21 protein-coding genes are annotated in these 24,526 nt (G+C 73.4%); 15 read left to right on the top strand and 6 right to left on the bottom strand.

Annotated elements, in window-relative coordinates; all coding sequences use genetic code 11:
- Positions 1-4: 4 nt before the first annotated feature.
- From nirD to FHS13_RS09195, 10 genes are all read left to right on the top strand, one after another.
- Entirely contained in the window at positions 5-367 is a 363-nt protein-coding gene (gene nirD / locus FHS13_RS09240) for a nitrite reductase small subunit NirD (protein WP_184290471.1), read from the top strand.
- The gene (locus FHS13_RS09235; protein ID WP_184290469.1) at positions 364-1,497 is read left to right on the top strand and encodes a uroporphyrinogen-III synthase; all 1,134 of its coding nucleotides are present in this window, start codon (positions 364-366) and stop codon (positions 1,495-1,497) included. Before nirD ends, FHS13_RS09235 begins: the two co-directional genes overlap by 4 nt.
- A gap of 8 nt (positions 1,498-1,505) precedes the next feature.
- Entirely contained in the window at positions 1,506-2,192 is a 687-nt protein-coding gene (locus FHS13_RS09230; RefSeq protein WP_343064965.1) for a sirohydrochlorin chelatase, read from the top strand.
- A gap of 125 nt (positions 2,193-2,317) precedes the next feature.
- Entirely contained in the window at positions 2,318-3,433 is a 1,116-nt protein-coding gene (locus FHS13_RS09225) for a protein-tyrosine phosphatase family protein (protein WP_343064964.1), read from the top strand.
- A gap of 229 nt (positions 3,434-3,662) precedes the next feature.
- Complete coding sequence (locus FHS13_RS21700) at positions 3,663-4,367, top strand: septal ring lytic transglycosylase RlpA family protein (protein ID WP_184290463.1); 705 nt, start codon at positions 3,663-3,665, stop codon at positions 4,365-4,367.
- 132 nt (positions 4,368-4,499) lie between these two features.
- Positions 4,500-8,096: a TM0106 family RecB-like putative nuclease gene (locus tag FHS13_RS09215; RefSeq protein ID WP_184290461.1), complete on the top strand. Its 3,597-nt coding sequence runs from the start codon at positions 4,500-4,502 to the stop codon at positions 8,094-8,096.
- 179 nt (positions 8,097-8,275) lie between these two features.
- Positions 8,276-8,596, top strand: coding sequence for a hypothetical protein (locus tag FHS13_RS09210; protein WP_184290459.1), 321 nt, complete (start codon positions 8,276-8,278; stop codon positions 8,594-8,596).
- A 10-nt stretch (positions 8,597-8,606) separates the two neighbouring features.
- On the top strand, positions 8,607-9,080 hold the full coding sequence (locus FHS13_RS09205; RefSeq protein WP_184290458.1) for a hypothetical protein: 474 nt from the start codon (positions 8,607-8,609) through the stop codon (positions 9,078-9,080).
- Positions 9,081-9,086: 6 nt separating this feature from the next.
- The gene (locus tag FHS13_RS09200) at positions 9,087-10,319 is read left to right on the top strand and encodes a tyrosine-type recombinase/integrase (RefSeq protein WP_184290456.1); all 1,233 of its coding nucleotides are present in this window, start codon (positions 9,087-9,089) and stop codon (positions 10,317-10,319) included.
- A 119-nt stretch (positions 10,320-10,438) separates the two neighbouring features.
- Positions 10,439-11,794: a hypothetical protein gene (locus tag FHS13_RS09195; protein ID WP_184290454.1), complete on the top strand. Its 1,356-nt coding sequence runs from the start codon at positions 10,439-10,441 to the stop codon at positions 11,792-11,794.
- 68 nt (positions 11,795-11,862) lie between these two features.
- Here the strand turns inward: FHS13_RS09195 and FHS13_RS09190 are convergent, their stop codons facing one another.
- Positions 11,863-12,399 carry a hypothetical protein gene (locus tag FHS13_RS09190; protein WP_184290452.1) on the bottom strand — a complete coding sequence of 179 codons (537 nt, stop codon included), beginning with the start codon at positions 12,397-12,399 and terminating at the stop codon, positions 11,863-11,865.
- 213 nt (positions 12,400-12,612) lie between these two features.
- Positions 12,613-14,001 carry an amino acid permease gene (locus FHS13_RS09185; protein ID WP_184290450.1) on the bottom strand — a complete coding sequence of 463 codons (1,389 nt, stop codon included), beginning with the start codon at positions 13,999-14,001 and terminating at the stop codon, positions 12,613-12,615.
- Between the two features lie 366 nt (positions 14,002-14,367).
- Between FHS13_RS09185 and FHS13_RS09180 the strand changes: the two genes are divergently transcribed.
- On the top strand, positions 14,368-15,123 hold the full coding sequence (locus FHS13_RS09180) for a class I SAM-dependent methyltransferase (RefSeq protein WP_184290449.1): 756 nt from the start codon (positions 14,368-14,370) through the stop codon (positions 15,121-15,123).
- A gap of 53 nt (positions 15,124-15,176) precedes the next feature.
- Here FHS13_RS09180 and FHS13_RS09175 read toward each other — a convergent pair whose 3' ends face one another.
- The 3 genes from FHS13_RS09175 to FHS13_RS09165 all read right to left on the bottom strand — a co-directional run bounded on the left by FHS13_RS09175 (position 15,177) and on the right by FHS13_RS09165 (position 17,858).
- The gene (locus tag FHS13_RS09175; RefSeq protein ID WP_184290447.1) at positions 15,177-15,923 is read right to left on the bottom strand and encodes an alpha/beta fold hydrolase; all 747 of its coding nucleotides are present in this window, start codon (positions 15,921-15,923) and stop codon (positions 15,177-15,179) included.
- 15 nt (positions 15,924-15,938) lie between these two features.
- Positions 15,939-16,742, bottom strand: coding sequence for an exodeoxyribonuclease III (locus FHS13_RS09170; RefSeq protein ID WP_184290961.1), 804 nt, complete (start codon positions 16,740-16,742; stop codon positions 15,939-15,941).
- 108 nt (positions 16,743-16,850) lie between these two features.
- A complete protein-coding gene (locus FHS13_RS09165; protein WP_184290445.1) occupies positions 16,851-17,858 on the bottom strand; it encodes a tyrosine-type recombinase/integrase in 1,008 nt (335 codons plus the stop codon).
- Positions 17,859-18,612: 754 nt separating this feature from the next.
- Here FHS13_RS09165 and FHS13_RS09160 point away from each other — a divergent pair.
- Positions 18,613-18,807: a hypothetical protein gene (locus FHS13_RS09160; RefSeq protein WP_184290443.1), complete on the top strand. Its 195-nt coding sequence runs from the start codon at positions 18,613-18,615 to the stop codon at positions 18,805-18,807.
- A gap of 8 nt (positions 18,808-18,815) precedes the next feature.
- Here the strand turns inward: FHS13_RS09160 and FHS13_RS09155 are convergent, their stop codons facing one another.
- On the bottom strand, positions 18,816-19,835 hold the full coding sequence (locus tag FHS13_RS09155; RefSeq protein WP_184290441.1) for an acyltransferase domain-containing protein: 1,020 nt from the start codon (positions 19,833-19,835) through the stop codon (positions 18,816-18,818).
- 120 nt (positions 19,836-19,955) lie between these two features.
- Here FHS13_RS09155 and FHS13_RS09150 point away from each other — a divergent pair, with 120 nt between their 5' ends.
- The 3 genes from FHS13_RS09150 to FHS13_RS09140 all read left to right on the top strand — a co-directional run bounded on the left by FHS13_RS09150 (position 19,956) and on the right by FHS13_RS09140 (position 24,525).
- Complete coding sequence (locus FHS13_RS09150) at positions 19,956-21,557, top strand: AMP-binding protein (protein WP_184290439.1); 1,602 nt, start codon at positions 19,956-19,958, stop codon at positions 21,555-21,557.
- 324 nt (positions 21,558-21,881) lie between these two features.
- The gene (locus tag FHS13_RS21695; RefSeq protein WP_184290437.1) at positions 21,882-24,104 is read left to right on the top strand and encodes a sensor histidine kinase; all 2,223 of its coding nucleotides are present in this window, start codon (positions 21,882-21,884) and stop codon (positions 24,102-24,104) included.
- Complete coding sequence (locus tag FHS13_RS09140) at positions 24,088-24,525, top strand: roadblock/LC7 domain-containing protein (RefSeq protein ID WP_184290435.1); 438 nt, start codon at positions 24,088-24,090, stop codon at positions 24,523-24,525. The genes FHS13_RS21695 and FHS13_RS09140 overlap by 17 nt, the downstream gene beginning before the upstream one ends.
- The last annotated feature ends 1 nt before the right edge of the window (position 24,526 follow it).

Below are 24,526 nucleotides of genomic sequence, written 5' to 3'. Positions count from 1 at the left end.
CCCCGTGACCACCGCCTACGCCACCTCCACCACCTGGATCGACGCCTGCGCCAGCAGCCGCCTGCACACCGACGACGGCATCGCCGTCCTGCTTCCCGGCGGCCGCCAGGCCGCCCTGTTCCGCACCCGCGACGGCCACCTCTACGCCCTCGACAACATCGACCCCTACACCGGCGCCGCCGTCCTGGCCCGCGGCATCGTCGGCGACCGCGCCGGCACCCCCACCATCACCTCCCCCCTGCTCAAACACACCTTCGACCTGCGCACCGGCCACAGCCTGGACTCCCCCCACGTCCGCCTGACCACCTGGCCCGTCCGCGACACCGGAACCACCGTCCAGATCCGCACCCCCCTGGCCGCACCATGACCCCGCCCAGCACCGGCCCCACCACCGCACCCCTGACCGGCTTCACCGTCGCCGTCACCGCAGCCCGCCGCGCCGACGAGATCACCGCCCTGCTCCAACGCAAAGGCGCCCACGTCATCACCGCACCCGCCCTGCGCATCGTCGCCCTCGGCGACGACCGGCACCTGGCCGCGATCTCCGAGCAACTCGTCCGCCACCCCGCCGACATCGTCGTCGTCACCACCGGCATCGGCTTCCGCGGCTGGATCGAGGCCTGCGACACCTGGGGCAGCGCCGACCGCCTCCTGGCATCCCTGCGCACCTCACACCTGCTCACCCGCGGCCCCAAGGCCACAGGCGCCATCCGCGCCGCCGGACTCACCGAACACTGGTCACCGCCCGGGGAATCCTGCGCCGAGATCCTGGACCACCTCCTGACCCGAGGCGTCCAAGGCCTGCGCGTGGCCGTCCAACTCCACGGCCGCCCCCTGCCCGACCTCACCGACGCCCTGCGCCTGGCCGGCGCCGAGGTCGTCGAGATACCCGTCTACCGGTGGAGGCCCCCCACCGACACCGACCCCCTGGACCGCCTCATCGACACCACCATCGCCGGGGGAGTGGACGCCCTCACCTTCACCAGCGCACCCGCCGCAGACGGACTCCTCTCCCGCGCCGCCGACACCGGCCGCACCGAAGCACTCCTGGAGGCCCTGCGCCACGACGTCCTGGCCATGTGCGTGGGCCCCACCACCGCCCACCCCCTCACCACCCGCGCCGTTCCCGCCCGCTGGCCCCGGCGCGCCCGCGTCGGCGCCCAGGTCCGCGCCCTGGCCCACGAGCTGCCCGCACGCTTCCCCACCCTGCACGCGGCCGGCCACCGCCTGCGCCTGCGCGGCCACGCCGTCATTGTCGACGGCACCGCCCGCACGCTCTCGCCCACCCTCATGCGCCTGATGCGCGCCCTGGCCCACCGCCCCGGACAGGTCCACAGCCGCGCCCACCTGCTCACCTGCCTGGGCCCGGGCTCCGCACCCCACGCCGTCGAAACCGCCGTCGCACGCCTGCGCACCGCCCTGGGCGACCCCCGCATCGTCCACACCGTCGTCAAACGCGGCTACCGACTGGCCCTGGACACACCCCCCGCCCTGTGAGGAACCCCGTGAAGCCCACCCTGCTGCTGGCCGTCCACGGCACCCGCGACCCCCGCGGCACCGCCACCGCCCACTCCCTGGCCCTGAAGGTGGCCCACACCACCGGCCTGCCCGTCCGCCTGGCCTTCGCCGACGTCCTCACCCCCACCGTCACCGACACCGCCGCCGACCTCCCCGGCCCCCTCGTCGTCGTCCCCGCCTTCCTGGCCAACGGCCATCACGTACGCACCGACATCCCCCGCCAACTCGCCCGCGCCGGACGCGCCGACGCCGCCGTCACCCCCGGCCTGGGCGACCACCCCGCCCTGGCCGAGGCCGCCGCACACCGCCTGCACCACGCCGGGCACCGCCCCGGCGACGCCGTCGTCATGGCCGCGGCCGGAACCCGCGACCCCCGCGCCCTCCTCGAACTGGCCCGGCACGCCCGCGCCCTCTCCCACCGCCTGCGCACCCCTGTCCACATCGGCCACATCACCACAGGCACCCCCACCGTCCCCGAACAGGTCGCCCACCTGCGCGCCCGCGGCCACACCCGCGTCTCCATCGCCTCCTGGCTCCTGGCACCCGGCCTGTTCCACCAGCGCCTGGCCGCGGCCGGCGCCGACACCGTCGCCGCGCCCCTGTGCCCCCACCCGGCCGTCGCCCGCGCCGTCATCGACCGCTACCACTCGCACCTCCCGGCCGCCCGCAGCTGATCCCGCCGCGGCCTCCGGCCCCCTTGCGCAAGGACATGGCCACAAGCGGCAGGAAAGGCACCACCGGGCCCGCAGAAGGGAAGGACTGCCGGTGCGTACCCGACCGCACCCGGCAAGGAGCCACCGTGGACACCGGCGCCACCCGCGACCACCCCGACCTGCACGACCCCGTGTGGGACCGCGCCGCAGGAGCCCTGGCCGGCGCAGCAGCGGCAACCGCCCGCTCCACCCCCGTCCCAGCCCCCCTGGCCCGGCTGATCCGCGCCGCCCTGACCGACCTGAACGCCGGCACCGCCCTGCCCCACCCCCCTCCCGACCCCCTCGACCACGCCTGGGCCCAGGCCCTGCGCACCCTCGTCCTCACCGCCGCCCCACCGCGCACCCTCCTGGAACACACCCCCGCGGACCGTCCCCCGAGCGCCTCCTGGCGGGCCCTGACCCGCACCCCCGTCCCCGCCCACGACCCCGCCCGCGGCATCTTCGCCTGCCATCACCTGACCCGTGCCGTCCGCAGCGCCCACGCCGCGGCCGGGGACCTCACCGCCATGTACACCGGCGCCCTGGCCGGAGCCCGCTGGGGCTTCTCCGCACTGCCCCTGCGCTCCCTGCGCCACCTGGCCGCGGATCCGCACACCCTCGTCACCGACGCCCTCACCGCGGCCCGGGGCCACCGGACCTCCTCCTGGCCCCACGCCCCCATCCGCACCGGCCCCAGCCGGCGCCTGCCCCCCTTCGCCGTCCCCCACCCCCTGGACGACCAGGTCCTGCTGGGCAACCTCGACCACCTGCGCACCCACCCCGACAGCGCCGACGCCGCCGTGTCCCTGTGCCGCACCCACCCCGACGACGCACCCCACCTGCCCGCCCGCGACTGGACACGGGTGTGGCTGCACGACCGGCCCGGCGCCAACCCCAACCTGCACTTCGCCCTCGACGAGGCGGCCGCCGCGGTCGCCACCCTGCGCGCCGAGGGCAAACGCGTCCTGCTGCACTGCTGGGCCGGCGCCTCACGCACCCCCGCCGTGGCCGCCCGCTACGCCGCCGCCCACCTGGGCGCCCCCGCCCTGCCCACCCTGGCCCTGCTCATCCGCACCGTGGGCGGACACCTGGACAACCCCACCCTGGCCCGCGCCGTGGCCGCACTCAGCGGCCAGGACCTGCCCGAGGCCGCCGCGCACCTGTTCCCCGACGGCATCCCGCCGCGCCGCCCCGAGCTGCCCGAGCCCCACAACACCGGCTGAGGACCGCGCCGAGCGGCAGGTGAGAAGTTCCACAAACCCTCCCTTTCCGCTACCGTTACCTCAGCGTGACACCTTAGGCTCGGCGCCCAGGCCCCGCGCCCGGCCACACCGGCGGCCGTGTCCCGCACAGGGCACACACCACACCGGACACCCCGTCCCTCCGCATCCACCGGCCGCGGTCGGGCACCCGGACCGTCCGGCCCTGCACCCCGACGAAGGACCCAGCGACGTGGCAACACCCCAGCCCCGACCCCAGACCGACGACGCCCCCGCCCCTGTGGGAGCACGCACGGCAGCCAGACGCGCCCGGCGCAAACGCACCATCGTCCTGGCCGCGACCACCGGCCTGGCCCTGACCGTGGCGGGAGGCGCCACCGCCGCCATCACCCTGGGAAACACACCCCCCGACACCACCAGTGCCACCAGCGCCGCCCTCGTCCCCGAGGCCGACCCCGACCCCCTCACCCCGGCCGACCCCGCACCCGCCGACGGCCAGGCCCACGGCAGCGCCCAGGAAGCCGTCTCCGCCGCCACCCAGACCTCCACCGCCGCCGGCTCCGACATCGCCTCACCCGAGCCCGAGGACACCGACCAGGACCAGAGCACCGACACCGCGCCCGAGGAACCCGAGGAGTCCACCGGCCAGGGCGGCACCTGCGAAGCCTCCTACTACGGCGCCGACTTCGCCGGCCGCACCACCGCCAACGGCGAGACCTTCGACCCCGGCGCCATGACCGCCGCCCACAAGACCCTGCCCTTCGGCACCATGGTCCAGGTCACCAACCCCGCCAACGGCAGCTCCGTCACCGTCCGCATCAACGATCGCGGCCCCTTCGTCGCCGGCCGCTGCCTGGACCTGTCCACCGCCGCCTTCGACCAGATCATCGGAACCGGCGCCGGAGTCGGCCAGGTCCAATGGCAGGTCGTCGGCTGACACCGCGCCCCGCAGGGCCCGCTCCCGCGCCGCCACCGCCCCTCCTCGGGCGTGTGAGGCCCCCCACGTCGCCCCCACGTGGCACAATCCGAGCACCCGCACAGCCACCACCAGCAACAGGGAGCCCGGGCGTTGTTTGCCACCACCTCCGGCTGGGTCGTCTCACCCACCGACCTCGTCGACACCCTGGAATGCGACCACCGCAGCTCCCTCAAGGCAGCCCTCGCCGCCCGCATCGAGGGCGCCCCCGCACCCGAACCCGTCGACGCCCTCGTCGCCCACCACGGCCACCTGCACGAACAGGCCGAGCTCGAACGCCTCACCGCCCTGTTCGGCACCGTCGTCCACATTCCCGACCCCCACCCCGACGACGCCTCCCTGGCCGAGGCAGCAGCCGCCACCACCCGCGCCATGGCCCAGGGCGCCCCCGTCATCTACCAGGCCTGCTTCCACCACCCCCTCACCGACCACGCCCCCACACCCGTGGCCTTCCACGGCCGCGCCGACTTCCTCATCCGCGCCGACCTGGACCCCGCCACCGGCACACCCCGCACCCCCCAGCCCCCGCCGGGGGAGTGGACCTACGAACCCTGGGACACCAAACTCACCCGCCGCCCCGGACCGGGCGCCGTCATCCAGCTCACCGCCTACGCCCAAGCCGTCGCCGTCGCCACCGGCCGCGCCCCCCGCCACATGCACCTGCTCACCGGTGACGGCCGCACCCACACCCTCGACGTCGCCGACTTCACCCCCATCCTCGACACCGTCACCACCCGCCTGCTCCAGAACCTGACCCGACCACCCGCCCTGCCGACCCCCACCTGGGGCCACCCCCGGCCCGCCTGCGACGGATGCGGCTACGCCACCTGGTGTAGCCAGGGCCGCACCGCCGCCCGCCACCTGAGCCTGGTCGCCGGCCTGCGCACCGACCAGGCCACCAAACTCACCGACGCCGGCATCACCACCATCGACGACCTCGCCCGGGCGAGCGACGACCGGCGCCCGCCCACCCTGCCCCCGCGCTCCTTCGACGCCCTGCGCGCCCAGGCCGCCCTCCAGGTCCGCCAGGACGCCACCCGCACCCCCCGCAACCCCCAGGGCACCGTCACCGCCGAGGTCTTCTCACCCGACGGCCTGGCCTCCCTGCCCGCCCCCAGCCCCGGCGACATCTTCTTCGACATGGAGGGCTACCCCTACCATTCACGCCAGGGCGGCCGCGGCCTCGAATACCTCTTCGGCGCCACCACCGAGGACCAGGCCGGCAACGAGACCTTCCACGCCTTCTGGGCCCACGACCGCGCCCAGGAGAAGAAGGCCCTGGAGGACTTCGTCGACTTCGCCTACCGGCGCATCGACGCCGACCCCCACGCGCACATCTACCACTACGCCTCCTACGAGGCCGACCGCCTCAAGCACCTCAGCTCCGAGTACGCCACCCGCGAGGAGGAGGTCAACCGCCTCCTGCGCGAACACCGCCTCGTCGACCTGTACACCGTCGTACGCAAGAGCCTGCGCGTGTCCCAGCGCTCCTACTCCATCAAGTACCTCGAACCCCTCTACCTCCCCGCCGGCCGCACCGGCGGCGTCACCACCGCCGCCTCCAGCATCGACGCCTACGCCGCCTACCTGTCGGCAGCCCAGGCCGGCCGCACCCGGGCCGCCGACCAGGTGCTGGCCGACATCGCCGCCTACAACCGCGACGACTGCCACTCCACCGCCCGCCTGCGCGACTGGCTCGAGGACCAGCGCACCCGCCAGGGCATCACCCAGCGCCCCGCCCACCAGCTCGAGATCACCGAACAAGAGGCCGAGCGCGCCCGCAAACGCGCCGAGAAGGCCGCCCGCCAGGCCGCCCTCACCGACCCCCTCACCCGCGACCTGCCCGCCGACACCGACCAGCGCACCGACCACGACCGCACCCGCGCCTGCATGGCCTCCCTCGTCGGCTACTACCAGCGCGAGAACCTGCCGCCCTGGCGCGAGCACTTCCGCCGCACCAGCGCCCCCCTGACGGACCTGGAGGCCGACACCGACTGCGCCGTGCCCTGGCAGGTCCGGGCGGGGGAGTGGAACCCGCCCACCGGACGCCGCCGAAAGGCCCACCGCGAACTGCGCATGCGCCTGGACACCTCCCACCCCCACCCCTTCACCACCGGCCAGGACGTCCACCTGCTCTACCCCGCCGCCTCCGGACGCCCCGCCACGACCCAGCCCGCGACCGTCACCGACGCCCGCCCCGACACCCTCACCCTCACCGAGACCTGCGACCCCGACGACCTGCGCTCCGCCCTGCCCGCCGCCGTCCTGCCCGGATCACCCGTCAACCCCGCCCCCAAGGACGGAGCCCTGGAGCTGATCGCCGCCACCGCCGTCGACCGCCTGCCCCACTGGCCCGACCACCCCGGCCTGGACCTGCTGCGCCGCATCCCGCCCCGCCTCGACCCGCCCGGCCCCCTGCCCCGGCCGGCCGACTGCGGCGGCGACACCGTCGCCGCCGTCATCGCCGCCGCCGACCGCCTCGACCACTCCTACCTCGCCGTCCAGGGCCCGCCCGGCGCCGGCAAGACCTACCTCGCCGCCCAGCTCATCACCCACCTGGCCCGCCAGGGCAAGACCATCGGCGTGTGCTCCACCAGCCACAAGGCCGTCGAGAACCTCATGGCCGCCGCCCTGCGCGCCACCGCCGCCGCCGGAGTCGACCTGCCCGCCGCCAAACGCGCCAGGAGCAAGAAGGACACCGACCCCGACCTGCCCTGGGAACAGCCCACCACGCCCCAGGCCCTGGCCGCCTGGCGCACCAAGAACACCGCCCAGGGCAACCCCGTCCTCATCGGCGGCACCGCATGGGCCATGACCAACGCCGCCATGGTCGCCGACCCCCTCGACGTCCTCGTCATCGACGAAGCCGGGCAGTTCGCCCTCGCCGACACCCTCGCCGTCTCCGCCTCCGCCACCAACCTCGTCCTGCTCGGCGACCCCCAGCAGCTGCCCCAGGTCGTCCAGGGCACCCACGGCGAAGGCGCCGACGCCTCCGCGCTCCAGCACCTCATGGGCGAAGGCCACATCATCGACCCCGCCCTGGGCTACTTCCTCGACCAGACCCGCCGCATGCACCCCGACGTGTGCGCGCCCGTCTCCCGCCTGTCCTACCAAGGCCGCCTGCACGCCCACCCCACCACCCGCGAACGCAGCCTCTCCACCCTGGCACCGGGCCTGTACTCCCACCCGGTCACCCACCGGGGCCGCACCGTCCACAGCCCCGAGGAGACCGACGCCGTCATCGCCATCGCCCGCACCCTGACCACCGACAAGATCACCTCCGAACCCGGCGACCGGCCCCGACCCCTCACCGGACACGACATCCTCGTCGTGGCCCCCTACAACCTCCAGGTCCGCGCCCTGCGCCGCGCCCTGGCCGAGGCCGCCCGCACCCACCCCCAGCTCGACGGCATACGCGTGGGCACCGTCGACCGCTTCCAAGGCCAGGAGGCCGCCGCGGTCATCTGCTCCATGACCACCTCCGACGCCGCGGCCGCCAGCCGCGGCGCCGCCTTCGTCCTGGACCGCAACCGCCTCAACGTCGCCCTCTCCCGCGCCCAGCTGGCCGCCGTCCTCGTCCACTCGCCCGACCTGCTCACCACCACCCCCCGCAGCATCGACGAGCTGCGCCTGCTGGCCTCCTTCACCGGCCTGGTCCGCAGCGCCGCACCCTGGCCCGACGCGCCCTGAACACCCCGACACGGTCCCAGACACCCCCCGGGTGGAGTACGTTTTACGTGGCACACCCGGCCCCGGGCCCCGCGCCCGACACCAAGGACGCGGTGCGCCCACCCGCGAACCGACCGCCCCCTCGTGTTCGCCACGCCGCCGGCCCCGACACCACGTTCCCGAAAGGCACCACGGCCCCCGTGTCTGACCGTCCCTCCTCACCCGGCGGGCGCAACACCCGCCACCCCACCGGCATCCGCATCGTCGTCGCCGTGCTGGCCCTGCTCGCCCTCACCCTGGGCCCCACCGGCTACCTCATGGGCCAGAGCGCCGCCTCCCACGCCGGATCGGCCGCCGAATGGCACACCCTCGCCTTCGGAGCCTTCGTCGGCATCCCCCTGCTCGCCGCCGCCGTCGCCACCGTCGCCGGCGACCGCAGGGCCGCCGCCCTCTCCCTGGCCCTGCTGGCCTGGCCCCTGCTGTTCATGTCGCTCGTCCACCTCACCCCCCTGGGCGGGTAGGCTCCGCCCCGTGTCACCCAAGAAACGCAAGCAGCGCAAACCCCGGCACCCCGCCCGGCCCGAGGCCGCCGCCCCCACCGGCCCGCGCCCCAGGGCGAGCCGCACCCCCGTGGTGGTCCAGGACCCGCCCGACCGCCGCATCACCGCCCTGTGGGTGCTCCTGACCCTGCTGTGGGCCCTGGGCACCCCCCTGGCCCTGGCCAACCTGCTGTTCACCACCATGGACGTCCAGGACGCCGCCCACCTCGCCGACGGCCCCCAGGACACCACCGCCGCCGTCGACGCCGTCGGCGACGCCCTCGTCTGGCTCCTGGTCCTGGCCCTGGCGGTCCCCGCAGCCGCCGCCCTGGCAGCCGCGCTGCTGCGCCGCAAGATCGCCGCCATCGGGTTCACCGCCGCCCTGGCCGTCTCCGCCGTCCCCCTGCTGTGGCTGATGCCCCCCGCCGAGCTCGCCGACGCCCTGACCGCCCACCTGCTGGGCTGACCCGCCATGTCCTCACAACCCGAACCCTCCGACCGGTCCGCCCTGCCCGCGCCCGTGCGCTCCCGCCTGGACCAGGGCACCCACAGCGTCCTGGTCGACACCCGCGCCCTGGAGCAGGTCCGCCACCGCTTCGACACCGAGCAGGCCCAGGCTCTGGGCCGCTACCTGGCCAGCGCCCAGTCACCCAACACCCTGCGCGCCTACCGCACCGACTGGACCGCCTTCACCGCCTGGTGCCTGACCGAGAACCGCCGCTCCCTGCCGGCCGACCCCGTCGACGTCGCCGTCTACCTCGCCGCCTGCGCCCAGGCCCGCACCCCCGACGGCGCCCGCTGGGCCCTGGCCCCCTCCAGCATCGAACGCCGCGCCGCCGCCATCGCCGCCGTCCACGGCGCCCACGGCCTCGACTCGCCCACCCGCACCGAGGTCGTACGCATGACCCTGCGCGGCATCCGCCGCACCCGCCGCGCCCGCCCCCGCCGCAAGGACCCCGTCGTCCTGTCCACCCTGGAAGCCCTCCTGGCCGTACGCCCCGACGACGGGCACCCCGGGGGAGTGGCGCGCCGCCGCGACGCCGTCCTGCTGCTGACCGGCTTCGCCGGGGCCCTGCGCCGCACCGAGCTGGCCCGCCTGACCTTCGACGACCTCGACCTGCGCACCGACCCCGCCACCGGCGCCCCCACTCTCCTGGTCCGCCTGGGCGCCACCAAGACCGACCAGGAGGACCGCCGCAGCCACACCGTCGCCCTGCCGCGCGGACGCCACCACCACACCTGCCCGCTGTGCGCCCTGGCCGACTGGGTCCACCTGCTGCGCCTGCACGCCCAGGGCGGCCAGCAGGCCCTGCGCGACCACCTGGCCGCCGCCACCGCACCCCCCGCGGCCGCCCCCCACCGGTGCACGGACCTCGACAGCGCCGACCTGGCCCCCCTGGCCGACGGCACCGGCCGGCCTCTGCTGCCCACCGTCACCCGCCACGGCCACATCGGATCCCACCCCATGTCCGGACGCGCCGTCGGAGAACTCGTCAAACGCTACGCCGCCCGTGCCGGGCTCGATCCCGACGACTTCGGCGGGCACTCCCTGCGCGCGGGCTTCGCCACCCAGGCCGCCCTGGGCGGCGCCGGCGACCGCGAGATCATGCGCCAGGGCCGCTGGACCAACCCCCGCACGGTGCACGACTACATCCGCACCGCCAACCCCCTGGAGGACAACGCCGTCACGCGCCTGGGGCTGTGACAGCTCCCTCCAGTATCAAAACACCAACAAAACCGTCAGCAACACCGAACACGCTCCTTAACGTGCAATCCTGCCCTCAGCAGACATTAAGTTGGTTGCGTCAGAAAGGGGACGGGACCATGGTCGACGACTTCCGCGCCGCATTCCAAGAACTCATCGACGCATCGGTCGCCGCCGACCCCCAACACTTCCCCCCAGCGGTCCACAAGGTCTACACCCTCGCCTCCCAGGTCCCCGCAGCCGAACGCGCACTGGCCCTGGAGGCCCTGACCCCGCTCCTGACCGGAGACCACGCAGCCCCCGGCATCACCGCCGACCTGTCCATCGTCGCCGGAGCCCTCGTCGAAATGGGCACCGACCCCGGCCCCGCCGGCATCGAGACCCTGCGCCGCCTGCGCACCATGGGCAAGGGCGCCCTCGTCTTCACCCGCGCCTGGCAGCGCACCGGCACCGACGCACCGCCCGACCCCGACACCGTCACCGCCGACGACGAACAACGCGTCACCGCCCACCTGGGCGACAAGGCCCCCCGCGCCACCATGTGCTGGTGGACCATCCGACGCCACGGCCTGGCCGCGAAGACCATGCTCTGCCACTCCGACGTCCGCGCCCAGCTGCACGCCGACCCGGACCTGCACACCGAACTCACCGACCTGAGCGAACAGCTCGGCACACACCTGCCCGAGTTCGAGGAACTCGGCACCCTGCTGGCCATGGATGCCACCACCACCGCCCTCGTCCTGGACCGCGCCTCCGGCCGGGCCTTCCGCGTCCGCTTCGACGGCATCGGCGACAACTTCCAGCTCCACACCCTGCTCGCCGACGCCCTCATCGGCCCCCAGGGCCGAGGCCTGGACGGAGAACGCCCCGACCCGCGCTGGGTCAGCGCCTTCCGCGACGGCGAACCCGACCCCCAGGCCCACACCGTCCGCGGCTGGTGGAACCTGGTCGCCCACGACGGCACCTGGGTGTGGAACGAAGGCGTGCCCGCCGACATCCCCACCCTGGACGGCGAACACCTCCTGGTCCTGGACGAACTGCCCTACCCGCGCTCCTGGAACGCCGAACGGCGCCACCCCCTGGTCCACGGCCGGCTCGAGGTGGAGAGCGAACTGGAGGCGGAGGAGGCCCAGCTGTGGTGGAAGAAGGTCGCACCCACCGAACCGGCCCTCCCCGACCCGGCCGACACCGCCGACGCCACCCCCATCCCCGAACCGGTCCTGGCCGACCCGCTGCCCGAGGCCGAGCGCGTCCGCGGCTTCCTGCCGCCCGAACCCGGGACCGAGACCGCCCCTGAACCCGCTCCGGCCCCCGCGCTGACCGACACCGCAGCCGCCCCGCCCCCGCCGCAGGCCGCCCCCCGGGCCGTACCCGAACCCGCCCCCGAACCGGCGCCGACCCCCCAGCAGAGCTTCCTGCCGCCCCTGCCCCCCGGCGTCTCCAAGAGCTCGGCCTGGGGACCTGCCTGGCGCTGACACGGCGAACGGGGCCCGCCGCGACCTTTTTTGTCGCGGCGGGCCCCGTTCGCCGTGTCAGCGCACCCTCAGGCCCGGTGCCGAGGCACGTGCTGGTCGGAATCGGCTTCCTCCCGCTCCGCCCGGGCCGCAGCAGCACCCCGCTGCGGCTCCTCCTCGTACAGGTCCTCGAAGTACTCCTCCTCCTCGGCGTCCTCCTCGTCACGGGAGGCACGCCACCGGGCACCCACGAACAGCGGCGCCGCCAACACCACCGCCAGCGGCACGAAACCGCCCAGCGCCAGCGCCGTCAGAGCACCGTCGCTGCCCGGAAGCGAGGGCAGCCGCTCCAACAGGTGCATCCGCACCAGCGCCACCGCGGTCAGCCCCAGCAGCACCAGCGACACCGACACCGGCAGCATCGGCGTCACCCGGACCGGCACGGCCAGCAGCGCCACGAGCAGACCCACGGCGGCCATACCGGCCAGCACCAGCGGCCCCGACCCCTGCAACACACTGCCCTGCGCCCCATGGAGCACACGCAGATGCTCAAAGGCCCAGCCACAGGCCAACACCAGCAAAGGTCCCAGAAGCAGACCAGACAGGAAGCCGACGACATGTCGCACGGGGGGTGCTCCTCTCAGTGGTTGCGCAGCACCCTAGCGACAAAACACACCAGAACACCAACCCCACCCAACTCGCCCGCACCCGCAAGAACCCCTCAGAACCACCTCAGAAGCCGCAGGGAGCACGCCAGAGCGAGCCACCGAGGCCCCGCCCACGGCCCCGCCGCGACCTCCTCCGCCCCGGGCGCCCCCGCCGACCCGGAGGTCGTGCCCTCAGGAGTCCCCAGGCACATCCGGGCGCCTGCGCAACCCGTCCGCGCCCGGACGCCCCGGTACCCGCAGCACCCGGTCCGAGGGCGGTGAACCCCACCGCCGCCGCGCCCCGTAGGCCACCAGCGCCACCCCCACCGAACACAGCGACGCCAACAGCGACAAACGCTGCTCCTCGATCACCAGCATCGCCACGAGCACCGTCATCAGCCCGATCAGCACCGCCCATGTGAGATACGGAAAACCCCACATCCGCAGCGACAGGCGCTCGGGCTCACGCCGACGCACCCGAGCCCCCACCACCAACTGCGAGGCGCACACCGTCAGGAACAGGACGAGCAGAATCGCCCCGATCGAAGCCACCAGGAACGGAAACACCCGCCCGGGCCACACGTACTCGGCCAGCGCCGCCGCATAACCCACCACCGTTCCCAGCACGATCGCCCGCGCCGGCACACCCCGCCGGTTGGCCACCCGCAAGAACCGCGGCGCATCCCCCTGACGCGTCAAGGTGAACAGCATCCGCGACGACGTGTACATCGCCGCGTTGAGCACGCTCAGCACCGCCACGAACACCACGATCTCCATGGCCAGCGCCGCCCCCGGAACCCCGATGTGCTCCATCACCGCCACGAACGGGCTCACACCCGGGTCCACCGCACTCCAGGGCAGCACCACCACCACGACCAGGATCGACGCCACGTAGAACAGGCCGATCCGCCACAGCACGTTGGTCACCGCCAACGCCACACCCCGGTCGGGCTCGTCGCTCTCACCGGCCGCCACCGTGACGATCTCCACCCCGCCGAAGGCGAACAGCACCACCACGGTCGCCGCCAGCACCGGCACCCACCCGCGAGGCGCGAACCCACCGTGCTCCCACAGGTTCGACACCCCGCCGGGGGCATCCGGCCACCACCCCAGCGCCCACAGCGCTCCCAGCAGCAGGAAGGCCACGATCGTGGCCACCTTCACCAGCGAGAACAGCGACTCGGTCTCGGCGAACACCCGCACCGACACCAGGTTGGCCACGGTCATCGACAGCAGCACCACCAGGGCCAGCGCCCACGCGGGCACCCCCGGCACCCATCCCGCCAGGATCGACGCCCCCGCCACCGACTCGGCCGCCACCAGCACCGCGTACATCCACCAGTACACCCAACCGATGGTGAAACCCGCCCACGGCCCGAACGCCAACCGCGCATAGTCCGAGAACGAACCCCCCGCCGGCACCGACACCACCATCTCGCCCAGCGCACGCAGGGTGAAGAAGACCAGCGCACCGGCCAGCACGTAGGACACCACCGCCGCCGGACCCGCCAACTGGATGACCGACCCCGATCCGATGAAGAGCCCCGCCCCCACCGACCCGCCGATCGCTATCAGCGCCATGTGCCGACGCTTCAGCGTGTGCGCGAGCCCGCCCCCGGCAGGCTCTCCCGTCCCGTCTGCCGCAAGACCGCGCGGCGTATCACTGCTGTCCACCCGCCCACCCTAGAACGCTCCCGCACCACACCCTCCCGGCCTCAGCTGCAACAACTCTCACATCCGAAGACAGCTGCCGAAAACCCGGCAGTGGGGGAGGACCCTCACCACCACCCCCGATCCGCCGGCGACACGGCCACAAGAACCCAACACAGAGACACGGTTCTGCTACTTTCGGCAACATCCCTGTTTCTCGGATGCTCGCGCCGCCACCGGCGCGACAGTCCAAGCAACAGGGCCCCGGCCACAGGACCAGGACCCGCAAGGACATCCATGCCCGCACCCGCCATCACCCTCGACCACATCACCACCCTCTACCGCACCCACAGCGACGACCTCACCCGCGTCCGCGAGCACATGCGCCACCACCACAACCCCGACCACACCCCCCAGCTCGACGACATCGAAGCCGAGATCACCTACCTCCTCCTACGCCACCACACCCCCCGCAACGTGGTGCAGATCGGCACCCACCAGGGCTGGGCCACCACCTGGATCCTCCACGCCCTCCACGACAACGGCACAGGCCACCTCCACACCTTCGACACCACCGACCACGCCGCCGCCCACGTCCCGCCCCACCTGGCCCGCGACAGGTGGACCCACACCCAGGGCGACGTCCGCGCCAAGGCCGCCCGCATCCCCGCCGACACCGACTACCTGTTCATCGACGCCACCCGCAACGGCTGGTTCGCCCGCTGGTACCTGCACCACCTCCTGCCCGCCCTGCCCCCGCACATCCCCGTCAGCGTCCACGACGTCTTCCACCAGCGCTACGCCCTGCCCTTCACCGAAGGCGCCCTCCTGCTCACCTGGCTCACCAACAACACCACCAGCTACTTCACCGCTTCGGCTGCCCGCGCCCCCCACACCCACCAGGCCCTGCGCCGCACCCGCGCCCTGCTGGGCATGGACACCCCCATCCACCCCGGCCACCACAACCCCATGGTCTTCTTCCACCTGCCCGAACGGCCCCGCCCCGGCCACCCCACCCGCCCACCCGCCCGGAGCACCCCGGTCCACGGCTGACCCCACAAAAAAAGGGGGGCGGCCACAGCCACCCCCGCACGACACGGCCCCGGTCAGCCTCCGCCGGGCTCCAGCTCCGGAGAACCGCTCTCGCGCAACGCCACCACATCAGCCGCATCCGCCACGATCCGCGAGAAGTTCACCGGCTGGTCCAGGCTCACCATGTGACCGGCCCGCGGCACGTTCACCAGCCGGCCGTCGGCGCAGGCGTCGAAGAAGAGCCGCTCATGGATCCGGAAATGGTCACGCGCCCCGTTGATCAACCACACCGGCCCCCCGTAGGACGCCAGCGCCGACAACGTGTCCATCTCCGAGACCTCGTCGATCACCGCTGTGGCCGCCTCCACCGCCAACCCCCCGTCCAGCACCGCCTCGACCGCGCCGTCGCGCAGCGTCAACCGGTGGAACCGCTCGTTGAGCGTGGCCCCCTTGTCCGGCAACCGGTCCATCAGCACCGCCGGGATCCGGTACACCTGTGCCAGCAGCTGCGCCGGCTTGGCCGTGCACCCCGCCGCCACGAGCCCCGCCACCTTCTGCGAAGCGGCGGAGGCCGTCGCGATCGACACGAACCCGCCCAGACTCAACCCCACCAGCAGCGCACGACCGCCGACCGAGTCGATCGCGTCCACCGCCGCGTCCACCGCACGGCCCAGCGTGAAGTCCTCACCCCGCCGCGACCCGTGACCGGGAAGATCCAGCGCCACCACCGTGCGCCCCTGGGCCCGGAGCAGCTCCACCTGCGGACGCCACATGCTCCCCGACAACCGCAGGCCGTGCACCAGCACGATCGGCACACCCATACCCGGCACCCTCCCTCACACCAACCGGTAGCGCACCGTCACCGGCGCATGATCGGACCAGCGCTCCGCACGATCCCGGTAACGCTCCACCCGGCCCTCCACGACACGTTCCGCCAGCCCCGGCGTCGCCATGTGGTAGTCGATCCGCCACCCCGTGTCGTTGTCGAAGGCCCGCCCGCGGTACGACCACCACGAATAGGGCCCCTCCTGGTCCGGATACAGGCCCCGCACCACGTCCACGTAGCCCGCCTCGTCCAGCACCCGGTCCAGCCACGCCCGCTCCATCGGCAGGAACCCCGAGTTCTTCAGGTTCCCCCGCCAGTTCTTCAGGTCCGCCTCGCGGTGCGCGATGTTCCAGTCCCCGCACACCACCAGGTCCCGGCCCTGCGCCTCCACCTCCATGCGCCGCTTGACCAGGAACGGAAGGAACGCCTCCATGAACCGCTCCTTCTCCTCCTGGCGCTCGGTGCCCACCTCGCCCGAGGGGAGGTAGAGGCTGGCCACCGACACCGGCCCCAGGTCCACCTCCACATACCGGCCCGAGTCCTCGAACTCGGCCTCGCCGAAGCCCACCCGCACCGCCTCGGGCTCCGCCCGCGAGAACACCGCCACCCCCGCGCGCCCCCGCGCGGCCGCCGGCGCCAGCACCACGTGCCAGCCCTCGGGCGCCACCACCCCGGCCGGCAACTGCTCGGGCTCGGCCCGCACCTCCTGCAGGCACACCACATCGGCATCGGTGGCCGCCAGCCACTGCAGGAAACCCGGGTCCTTCTTCGCCGCGGCCCGAAGCCCGTTCACGTTGATGGAGGAGATCGTCATCTGCTGCACAACGACAGCCTAGTACTCCGGATGTAGAACACGATCTTCCTGCCCGGAACCGCACCTCGGGGGCGGCCGTGCGGCCCGAGACGGTCCACACGACAGGGCCTAAGTGCCCCGCGCCCCTTCCGCCTCCTGCGCATCGGCCACCAGGCGCCGCACCACCCCGTAGGTGCGGTTGGCCGACGCCGCCTCCCGCTGCGCACGCGCCGTCACCTCGATGTAGGCCTGCGACGACGCCACCGACGCATGCCCCAGAAGGTGCATGATCTCGCTCACCGACGCCCCGTCCTCGGCAAGACGCGTGGCGAACGTGTGCCGCAGCGCGTGCACCAGCGTCCCCCGCGCCACCCGGTCGTGCACACCCGCATGCCTGTAGCACTGCTTCACCAGGTACTGCAGCCCGCCCCTGCGCAGCCCCTGCCCCCGGTTGTCCACCAGCAGCGGATCGCCGCCGCCCACCGCACCGAAACGCTCCCGCCGCGTACGCAGGTACTCTTCCAGCAGCGCCTCCAGCGGCGCCTCGATCGGCAGCACCCGCTCACCGCCGCCCTTGCCCACCACGCACACCCGCCGCTCGCCCCGGCGCCCCGACACCGAGTCCACCCGCAGCGCGAGCATCTCCGCCGAGCGCATCCCCGTCAGCAGCGCCAGCGCCAGCACCGCCAGGTCGCGTTCGGGCCAGGGGTCCCGGGCCTTGCGGGCACCGCGCGCCAGCGCCTCCAGCAGACGCTCGGGGGTGTCCTCGCCCCGCAGCGGCTTGGGGGAGGAGGGCCGCACCCGCGGCCGCGGCACCGCCGGCATGGGGTTGCCCGCCACGACCTGCTCGCACACCCAGAAGTCGAAGAACCCGTTCCAGGTGGACCACGCCCGCACCACGCTGGCGGCTGCCCGTTCGGCGGCGTACTCGGCGAAGGCCCCGCGCAGCGCGGTCGCGTCCAGGTCGGCCAACGCCACCTGTCCGACCGCGACACCGCGCAGCCGGGCCACGCACTCCAGGACTCCGCGCAGGTCGCGCCGGTAGGCGGCCACGGTGTGGGGGGAGAGCTTGGCGGCCCGTCTGGCGACCAGGTACTGCTCGACCGCTGCGGCCGCGGACCCCTGTTCAACGCTCATGCCCACAGCATCCCCGATCCGCGGTGCCGCGGCACCCGAGGACTGCTCGACCGACAGGAGAGAGGCACCCGAGAGCATTCACTTAATTACAGAAAGTGATATTTGGTGTGGGGTTGCGGCTTCGGCGGGGGAGAGGCCCTGCCGCGCGGCAGGGGGCGTCGGCGTGCGAGGAGCTCGCGCCCGGGGTGCGGGCCAGGTGCCCCACGGCTCCGGCGGTCCGCCCGCAGAAGACCGTCCGCAAAAAACGGCACACCGACACCTTCGCAAAAGCATACAAATGATGCATAAAGCATGTTATGCATCAAAAACCGGCAGACTCCCCGGCACCACGGTGCGTAACGTCGGGGAGGGCCCGCCCGCACAGGGACCGATCTCCCCGCCACCGGCGAGGTAACAGCTCACCGGCACGGACACGGCCCCGGCACGGCCCGCGCTCCTGCGGCGAAACGGCGGAAGGACACCGCGACGCCCCCGAGACGGCCCCGCGAGCGGATGCGCCTCACGACTCCGCCCCGCCGGCCTCGGGACGCGAAGCCCCGCACCCCGGGCAGCCGACCGCGCCGACGGCCTCACGCACCGGACCACACACGCCCAGCAGCCGCAAGGGACGCTGTACGGCCTCCACCGCAACCCCACTCCCCTCCACAGCGCCGATAATGTACATTATGTCAAGTAACCGGCGGGAAGGCCCTCCCCGCAGGCGATCCGGGCCACTTCACCACCACCCCCGCACCCCGCCGCCTATCCTGCGCACATGCTCATCCGCACCCTGTGCCGCACCTGCACCGGCAACGGCACCCACGTCGCAATCCACGCACGCGCCGACGCCCAGCCGCCCCGGCACCTCACCGTCGGCCAGACCCTGACCCGCCGCACCTGCACCGACTGCGACGGCACCGGCCACCAGCCGCTCACCGCCACCGACCGCATCCCGCCGCCCCGCACCTGAACCGCACCTCACGCCAGCGGCAGCCACCCGGTGCGCACCCACCAGCGATCCCCGGCCCGCAACCGGTCCACCACCGCACGCTCCAGCCGCGTCCGCCGAGAGGCGGCCTCCACGTCCACCCGCGCCATGCCGAACACGAACCGGAACACGTCCGACTCCCCCGGCTGCCCCTTCCCCACCAGCGTGAACCGCCGCCCGAACGCCACGATGTTGGAATCGGGCCCCAACACCTGCGCCCACTGCGGGTCCAGCAGCCACGACGTGCACGTGGCCACCACCGGGTCGCACCCCAGGTGCGCCCTGGCGAAACCCCGTGCCCGGGCCAGCGCATCGTCCACCGACGCGGGGTCCAGCCCCTTGTTCGGGATGTGCAGGCGCAGAACCGGGTCACCCACCCCCATCCCGGGCCCCAGCTCCCGCGCCTCCTGCGGCGGATACCACTCCACCTCGCCCTGCTCGCCCAGCACGTTCGGCTCCAACTGCAGGCCGCCCACCCAGTACAGGCCCCCGCGGAACTGCACAGCCACCCACGAGGCCGTCTCCAGCGACAGGCGGCCGAACATCCTGCGCGACCGCGCCATCTGCACCCCCACGTCGGCCAGCGTCGCCCCGGTCACCGACGGGTCCACACCCAGCGCCGCATGCGCCTCGTACTGGGCCTCGACCATCGCCGCGAACGCCACCAGCGCCGCCATCCGAACCCGCGGGTCACCGGCCTCCACCAGCGCCGGCCAGTCCTGCCACCGCCCCACCGGCAGATCCGCGTCCGCGCACAGGCGCCGGTACATGCACACCGCCACGTACCAGGCCTCCTCCGGCCAGCCCTGCCCCTGCGGCCCCGGCCACAGCCGCGCCACCTCGGCGCGGTCCTCCGGCTCCAGCGCGAACAGGTCCCACACCCGCTCGGCCCGCGCCCCCGAGGGCAGGTCCAGGGGCCTTGCCGGGTCGGCCAGGCCCTCGGCCTCCGCCAACCATGCGCGCACATCCTCACCGAGACCAAGCCGCTCCGCGGCCACAGCAGCATTCATCCCGACATCATCGCCCATGCCCGAACCCGGTGACGAGTGAGGCCCACCTCACAGATGGGCATAGTGTTGACACAACCCCTCCCCACACCATCAATCCACCAAAAACGAGGATGACCACCGATGCCCGATCCGGCGCACCGCATACGCGACTGGCTCGCCACCTACGACTCCCCCGCCACATCGGTGGCCCACCTGCTGTGCGACCGCCACGACCCCGACCGCGTCGCCACCACCCAGATCGGCCCCGACCTGGCCCCCACCACCCTGACCTTCGGCGAACTCGCCGAACGCTCCCGCGCCCTGGCCGCGGGCCTGGCCGAGACGGGCATCACCGCCGGCGACCGCGTCGCCACCCTCGTCCCCAAGGGCATCGACCTCACCGTCACGGCCCTGGCCGTCTGGCGCCTGGGCGCCGTCCTGGTCCCCCTGCTGTCCTCCTTCGCCCCCTCCGCCGTCCAGGAGCGGCTGATCGGCTCGGGCGCCCGCCTGGTCGTGGCCGACGACGACAACCGCGCCAAGCTCGACGCCCCCTCCCCCGCCTGGCAGGTCGCCACCACCGGCCCCGCCCCCCTGCGCGACGGGGACCGCACCCTCACCGACCTGGCACGCCCCGGCGCGGCCGTCGACGACGCCGCCGTCGGCGGCGACGGGCTGATGGCCCTGCTCTACGTCTCCAGCCTCGTCGGACCGGCCCGGGGCGTGCCGGTTCCCGTGCGCGCGCTCGCGGCCATGCACTCCTACCACCACCACGGGCTGGGGGTGCGCGACCAGGACGTGTACTGGAACACCGCCGCCCCGGGCACCGCCTACGGCCTCTACCACGGGCTGATCTCCCCCCTGCTGGCCGGCCATGCCTCCCTGGCCCTGCGCGCCGGGTTCTTCGACCCGGAACTGACCCTGGACGTGCTGGGGATGTACGGGGTGACCAACCTGGCCTCGGACCCCACCACCTACCGGACCCTGCGGGCGGCCACCAAGACGCTGCCGCCCGAGGTCGTGGTCGAGCGCATGGCCAGCTTCGGCGAGCCGCTGGCGCCCGACGTGACCGACTGGGTCCGCGACGTCTTCGGTGTCCCGGTGCGCGACCACTACGGGCAGACCGAGCTGGGCTGGTGCGTGGGCGTACCCAACGGCGACACCGGCCAGGACGGCGCCGAACCGGCGCGCGGATCGATCGGCCCCGCCCTGCCGGGGTGGAAGGTGTCGGTCCTGGAGGCCCTCACCGACGAGCCCGCCCCGCTGGGCGCCTACGGGCGCGTGGCACTGGACCTGGCCCGCAGCCCGCTGGCGTGGTTCGAGGGGTACCTGGACAACGACTCGGCCTCCCGGCTGCGCTTCACCCCCGACCGCTCCTACTACCTGACCGGTGACACCGGCATCCTGGACCGGCAGGAGCGCCTGTTCTTCTCCACACGCGACGACGGGGCGATCCTCAGCCGCGGCTACCGGGTGGGCCCCAGCGAGGTCGAGGCGGTCCTGTCCGAGCACCCCGCCGTCCAGGAGTGCGGCGTCTACTCGCTGCCCGACGAACTGGCCGGGCAGCTGGTGGCGGCGCGGGTGGTCCTCGAGGCAGGGGCCCAGGAGGGCGGGGAGCTGGCCCGCGAGCTCAAGGCGTGGGTGGCCGAGCGCTTCGCCACCCATGCCGCGCCCGAGCGGATCGACTTCGTTCCCGAGCTGCCGCGCACCGCCTCGGGCAAGATGCGCCGGGCGCGCCTGCGCTGAGACGCCCCGGGCCGGCCCCGGCCCGGGCGCCGGCAGGCCCCTCCCCCGACCAATGCGATAAAAGCACCTCTTTGTCTGATTTGAATGCGCGGGAGAAACAACCGCATTTACCACACGGATTCACAGCCGGGCAGTCCGTTACCAACCTGAGCCCCGGCCATTGACCTGCGCCGACACCCGCCACAGGGCCCCCGCCGCCACCGCGGACTTGCACCACCCCCCGCACAAGCGGTTCACTCAGGGAAAATCCGGAACAACCCCCCTCCGGAGGGCAATCCCCTCTTTCTTTTCTCCCCCGCCCTCCCCCTCCCCGAAAACGAGCCCATGGCACACGACAAGCGCCGGTCGCTCCGCGCCCGCATGATCACGCTGGTCCTCGTCCCCAGCACCCTGCTGCTGCTCGTGTGCGCACTCCTGGCCGCCCACCTCACCGGCCAGATCCGCGAACTGCGCACCACCGCCGCCCTCACCGAACACATCGGCCTGGCCACCGCCGACACCATCAGCGCACTCCAACGCGAACGCCGCGCCACCATGGAATCGGCCAACGGCTCCCCCACCACCGCCGACACCCTCCGACAGGCCCGCCACGACACCGACACCGCCGTCCACGACCTCGACAACGCCCTCGACCGCTTCACCCCCGACGAACTGCCCGCCTCCGCCCGACAGTTCCGCCAACTCCTCCAAGGACTCGACAACCACCGCACCCACACCGACGCCCGAGCCCCCGCCCAACGCTCCCCCGCCGCCACCGCCCAGGCCTACACCGACACCATCCACCTCGGCCTCCAGGTATGGGACTCCCTCACCGCCCGCGCCCACAGCGACCAGGTACCGCACATGCGCGCCCTCACCGCCCTCATGCGCACCCGCGAACTCCTCAACCGCCAGGACACCGTCCTGGCACACGCCGTGGCCACCGACACCTTCACCCCCACCGCCCACGCCCAGTTCGTCGCCGCCGCCGGAGCCCAGGCCTACACATGGGAGCAGATCGGCACCGGACTGAAAGCCCGCGACGCCCAGACCTACCTCGAACTCGACTCCTACTCCGCCCTGCAGCGCGTCTACCTCATGCAGGACACCATCGTCGCCCACCCACCCCAGAACACCACCGCCTTCCCCGTCAACACCTCCGCCTGGCAAGGCGCCGCCGAAGCCGTCGACCAGCGCATGCGCGGCCTCGAACACACCCAGGCCCGCCACGCCGCCGACACCGCGAACCGGCAGGCAACCGACCTGACCCGCAGCACACTCCTCGTCAGCATCCCCGCCCTGGCCGCCGCACTGGCCTCCATCGCCCTCACCGCCCAGGCCACCAGACGCCTGGCCCGACGCATGAACCGCCTGCGCACCGCCACCCTCGAACACGCCCACCAGCGCCTGCCCGACGTCACCGCCCGGCTGCACGCCGGCCACGACATCGACGCCGACACCGAGGTACCCCCCGTACACACCGAACACAACGACGAGATCGGCGACGTCGCCCGCGCCTTCAACACCGCCCAGCACGCAGCCGTCACCGCCGCCGTCGAACAGGCCCGCCTGCGCGCGGGCGTCCGCGCCGTCTTCCGCAACATCGCCCGGCGCACCCAGTCCCTGGTCCACCGCCAGCTCGCCCTCCTGGACCGCCTCGAACGCGACGAGACCGACCCCAAAATCCTGGAATCGCTCTTTCGCATCGACCACTTCAGCACCCAGATGCGCCGCAACGCCGAAAACCTCATGCTGCTCAGCGGCGACACCCCCACCCGCCGCCACCACACACCCGTACGACTGCACGAGGCCGTCCGCGCCGCCGCCAGCGAGATCGAGGACTACACCCGGGTCCGCCCCCAACACCTGCCCGCCGCAGCCGTACACGGCCGCGTGGCCTCCGACGTGGTACGCCTCCTGGCCGAGCTCCTGGAGAACGCCACCGCCTTCTCCCCGCCCGGCACCGAGGTCCTCGTCAGCGGCGAACACACCCCCGGCGCGGGCTGCCGCATCACCGTGACCGACCGCGGCCTGGGCATGGGCCCCGACCAGCTCGAACAGGCCAACGCCCTGCTGGCCGACCCGCCCCGCTTCGACCTGGCCTCCATGCGCGAGAACTCCCCCCTGGGCCTGTTCGTGGTCGCCACCATCGCCGGACACCACGGCCTGCGCGTCCGTCTGCAGGCCGCCGAACCCGAGGGCGTGCACGCCCACCTGCACCTGCCCGAGCACACCCTGACCGACGAACAGGCCCGGCCCGCGCACACCACCGACCCCCGGAAGCGCCCGACCCCGACCGCCCCGCCTCCCGGCCCGGGCCCCGCACCGGTCTCCGATCCGCCCCCGACCCCCGATCCCACCGGCGACACCTACAAGGGACTGCCGGTACGGCGCCGCCGCACCCCCGCACCTCCGCCCCCGACAGCACCACCCCCCACCGGGGAACGGCCCCTGACCGAGATCCGGTCGATGATGAACGCCCTCCAGGCAGGATCACTGCGCGGCCGCTCCCACCACGACGACGACCAGCCCCACAGGAAGGCGAACAACGATGTCGACACCGGTTGAAGGCACAGCGGACACACAGTCCCCCGCCGCGACCCTGGACTGGCTCATGGGCGACCTCGTCGAACGGGTCGCCGGCGCACGCCACGCCCTGCTGCTGTCGGCCGACGGACTCCTCCTGTCGGCCTCCCCCGGCCTGGACCGGGACGAAGGAGAACGCCTGGCCGCCATCGCCGCAGGCTTCGCCAGCCTGGCCCGCGGAGCCCGCACCCAACTGGGCGCCTCCCAGGTGCGCCAGACCGTCGTGGAGATGGACACCGCGTTCTTCTTCGTCCTGGCCGCCGGCCAGGGCGCCTCACTGACCCTGATCACCGAATCCACCTGCGACATGGGCCAGGCCGCCTTCGAGATCAACCGCCTCGTACGCCAGGTCGGCCCGCACCTGTCCGCACTGCCGCGGCACACCAGCACCCGGAAGGAGTGAG

Origin of the sequence: Nocardiopsis algeriensis, from assembly GCF_014203695.1 — a bacterium.
GTDB lineage: Bacteria > Actinomycetota > Actinomycetes > Streptosporangiales > Streptosporangiaceae > Nocardiopsis > Nocardiopsis algeriensis.
Note: the sequence above shows the minus strand (reverse complement) of the source record. Positions and strands in the feature narration are given on the sequence as shown.

Bases quoted from the DNA above. Each gene is read 5' to 3' on its own strand.
- FHS13_RS09235 (WP_184290469.1), top strand. From the start codon at position 364: ATGACCCCGCCCAGCACCGGCCCCACCACCGCACCCCTGACCGGCTTC.
- FHS13_RS09200 (WP_184290456.1), top strand. From the start codon at position 9,087: ATGTCCTCACAACCCGAACCCTCCGACCGGTCCGCCCTGCCCGCGCCC.
- FHS13_RS09195 (WP_184290454.1), top strand. From the start codon at position 10,439: ATGGTCGACGACTTCCGCGCCGCATTCCAAGAACTCATCGACGCATCG.
- FHS13_RS09185 (WP_184290450.1), bottom strand. From the start codon at position 14,001: ATGGCGCTGATAGCGATCGGCGGGTCGGTGGGGGCGGGGCTCTTCATC.
- FHS13_RS09180 (WP_184290449.1), top strand. From the start codon at position 14,368: ATGCCCGCACCCGCCATCACCCTCGACCACATCACCACCCTCTACCGC.
- FHS13_RS09175 (WP_184290447.1), bottom strand. From the start codon at position 15,923: ATGGGTGTGCCGATCGTGCTGGTGCACGGCCTGCGGTTGTCGGGGAGC.
- FHS13_RS09170 (WP_184290961.1), bottom strand. From the start codon at position 16,742: ATGACGATCTCCTCCATCAACGTGAACGGGCTTCGGGCCGCGGCGAAG.
- FHS13_RS09165 (WP_184290445.1), bottom strand. From the start codon at position 17,858: ATGAGCGTTGAACAGGGGTCCGCGGCCGCAGCGGTCGAGCAGTACCTG.
- FHS13_RS09160 (WP_184290443.1), top strand. From the start codon at position 18,613: ATGCTCATCCGCACCCTGTGCCGCACCTGCACCGGCAACGGCACCCAC.
- FHS13_RS09155 (WP_184290441.1), bottom strand. From the start codon at position 19,835: ATGAATGCTGCTGTGGCCGCGGAGCGGCTTGGTCTCGGTGAGGATGTG.
- FHS13_RS09150 (WP_184290439.1), top strand. From the start codon at position 19,956: ATGCCCGATCCGGCGCACCGCATACGCGACTGGCTCGCCACCTACGAC.
- FHS13_RS21695 (WP_184290437.1), top strand. From the start codon at position 21,882: ATGGCACACGACAAGCGCCGGTCGCTCCGCGCCCGCATGATCACGCTG.
- FHS13_RS09140 (WP_184290435.1), top strand. From the start codon at position 24,088: ATGTCGACACCGGTTGAAGGCACAGCGGACACACAGTCCCCCGCCGCG.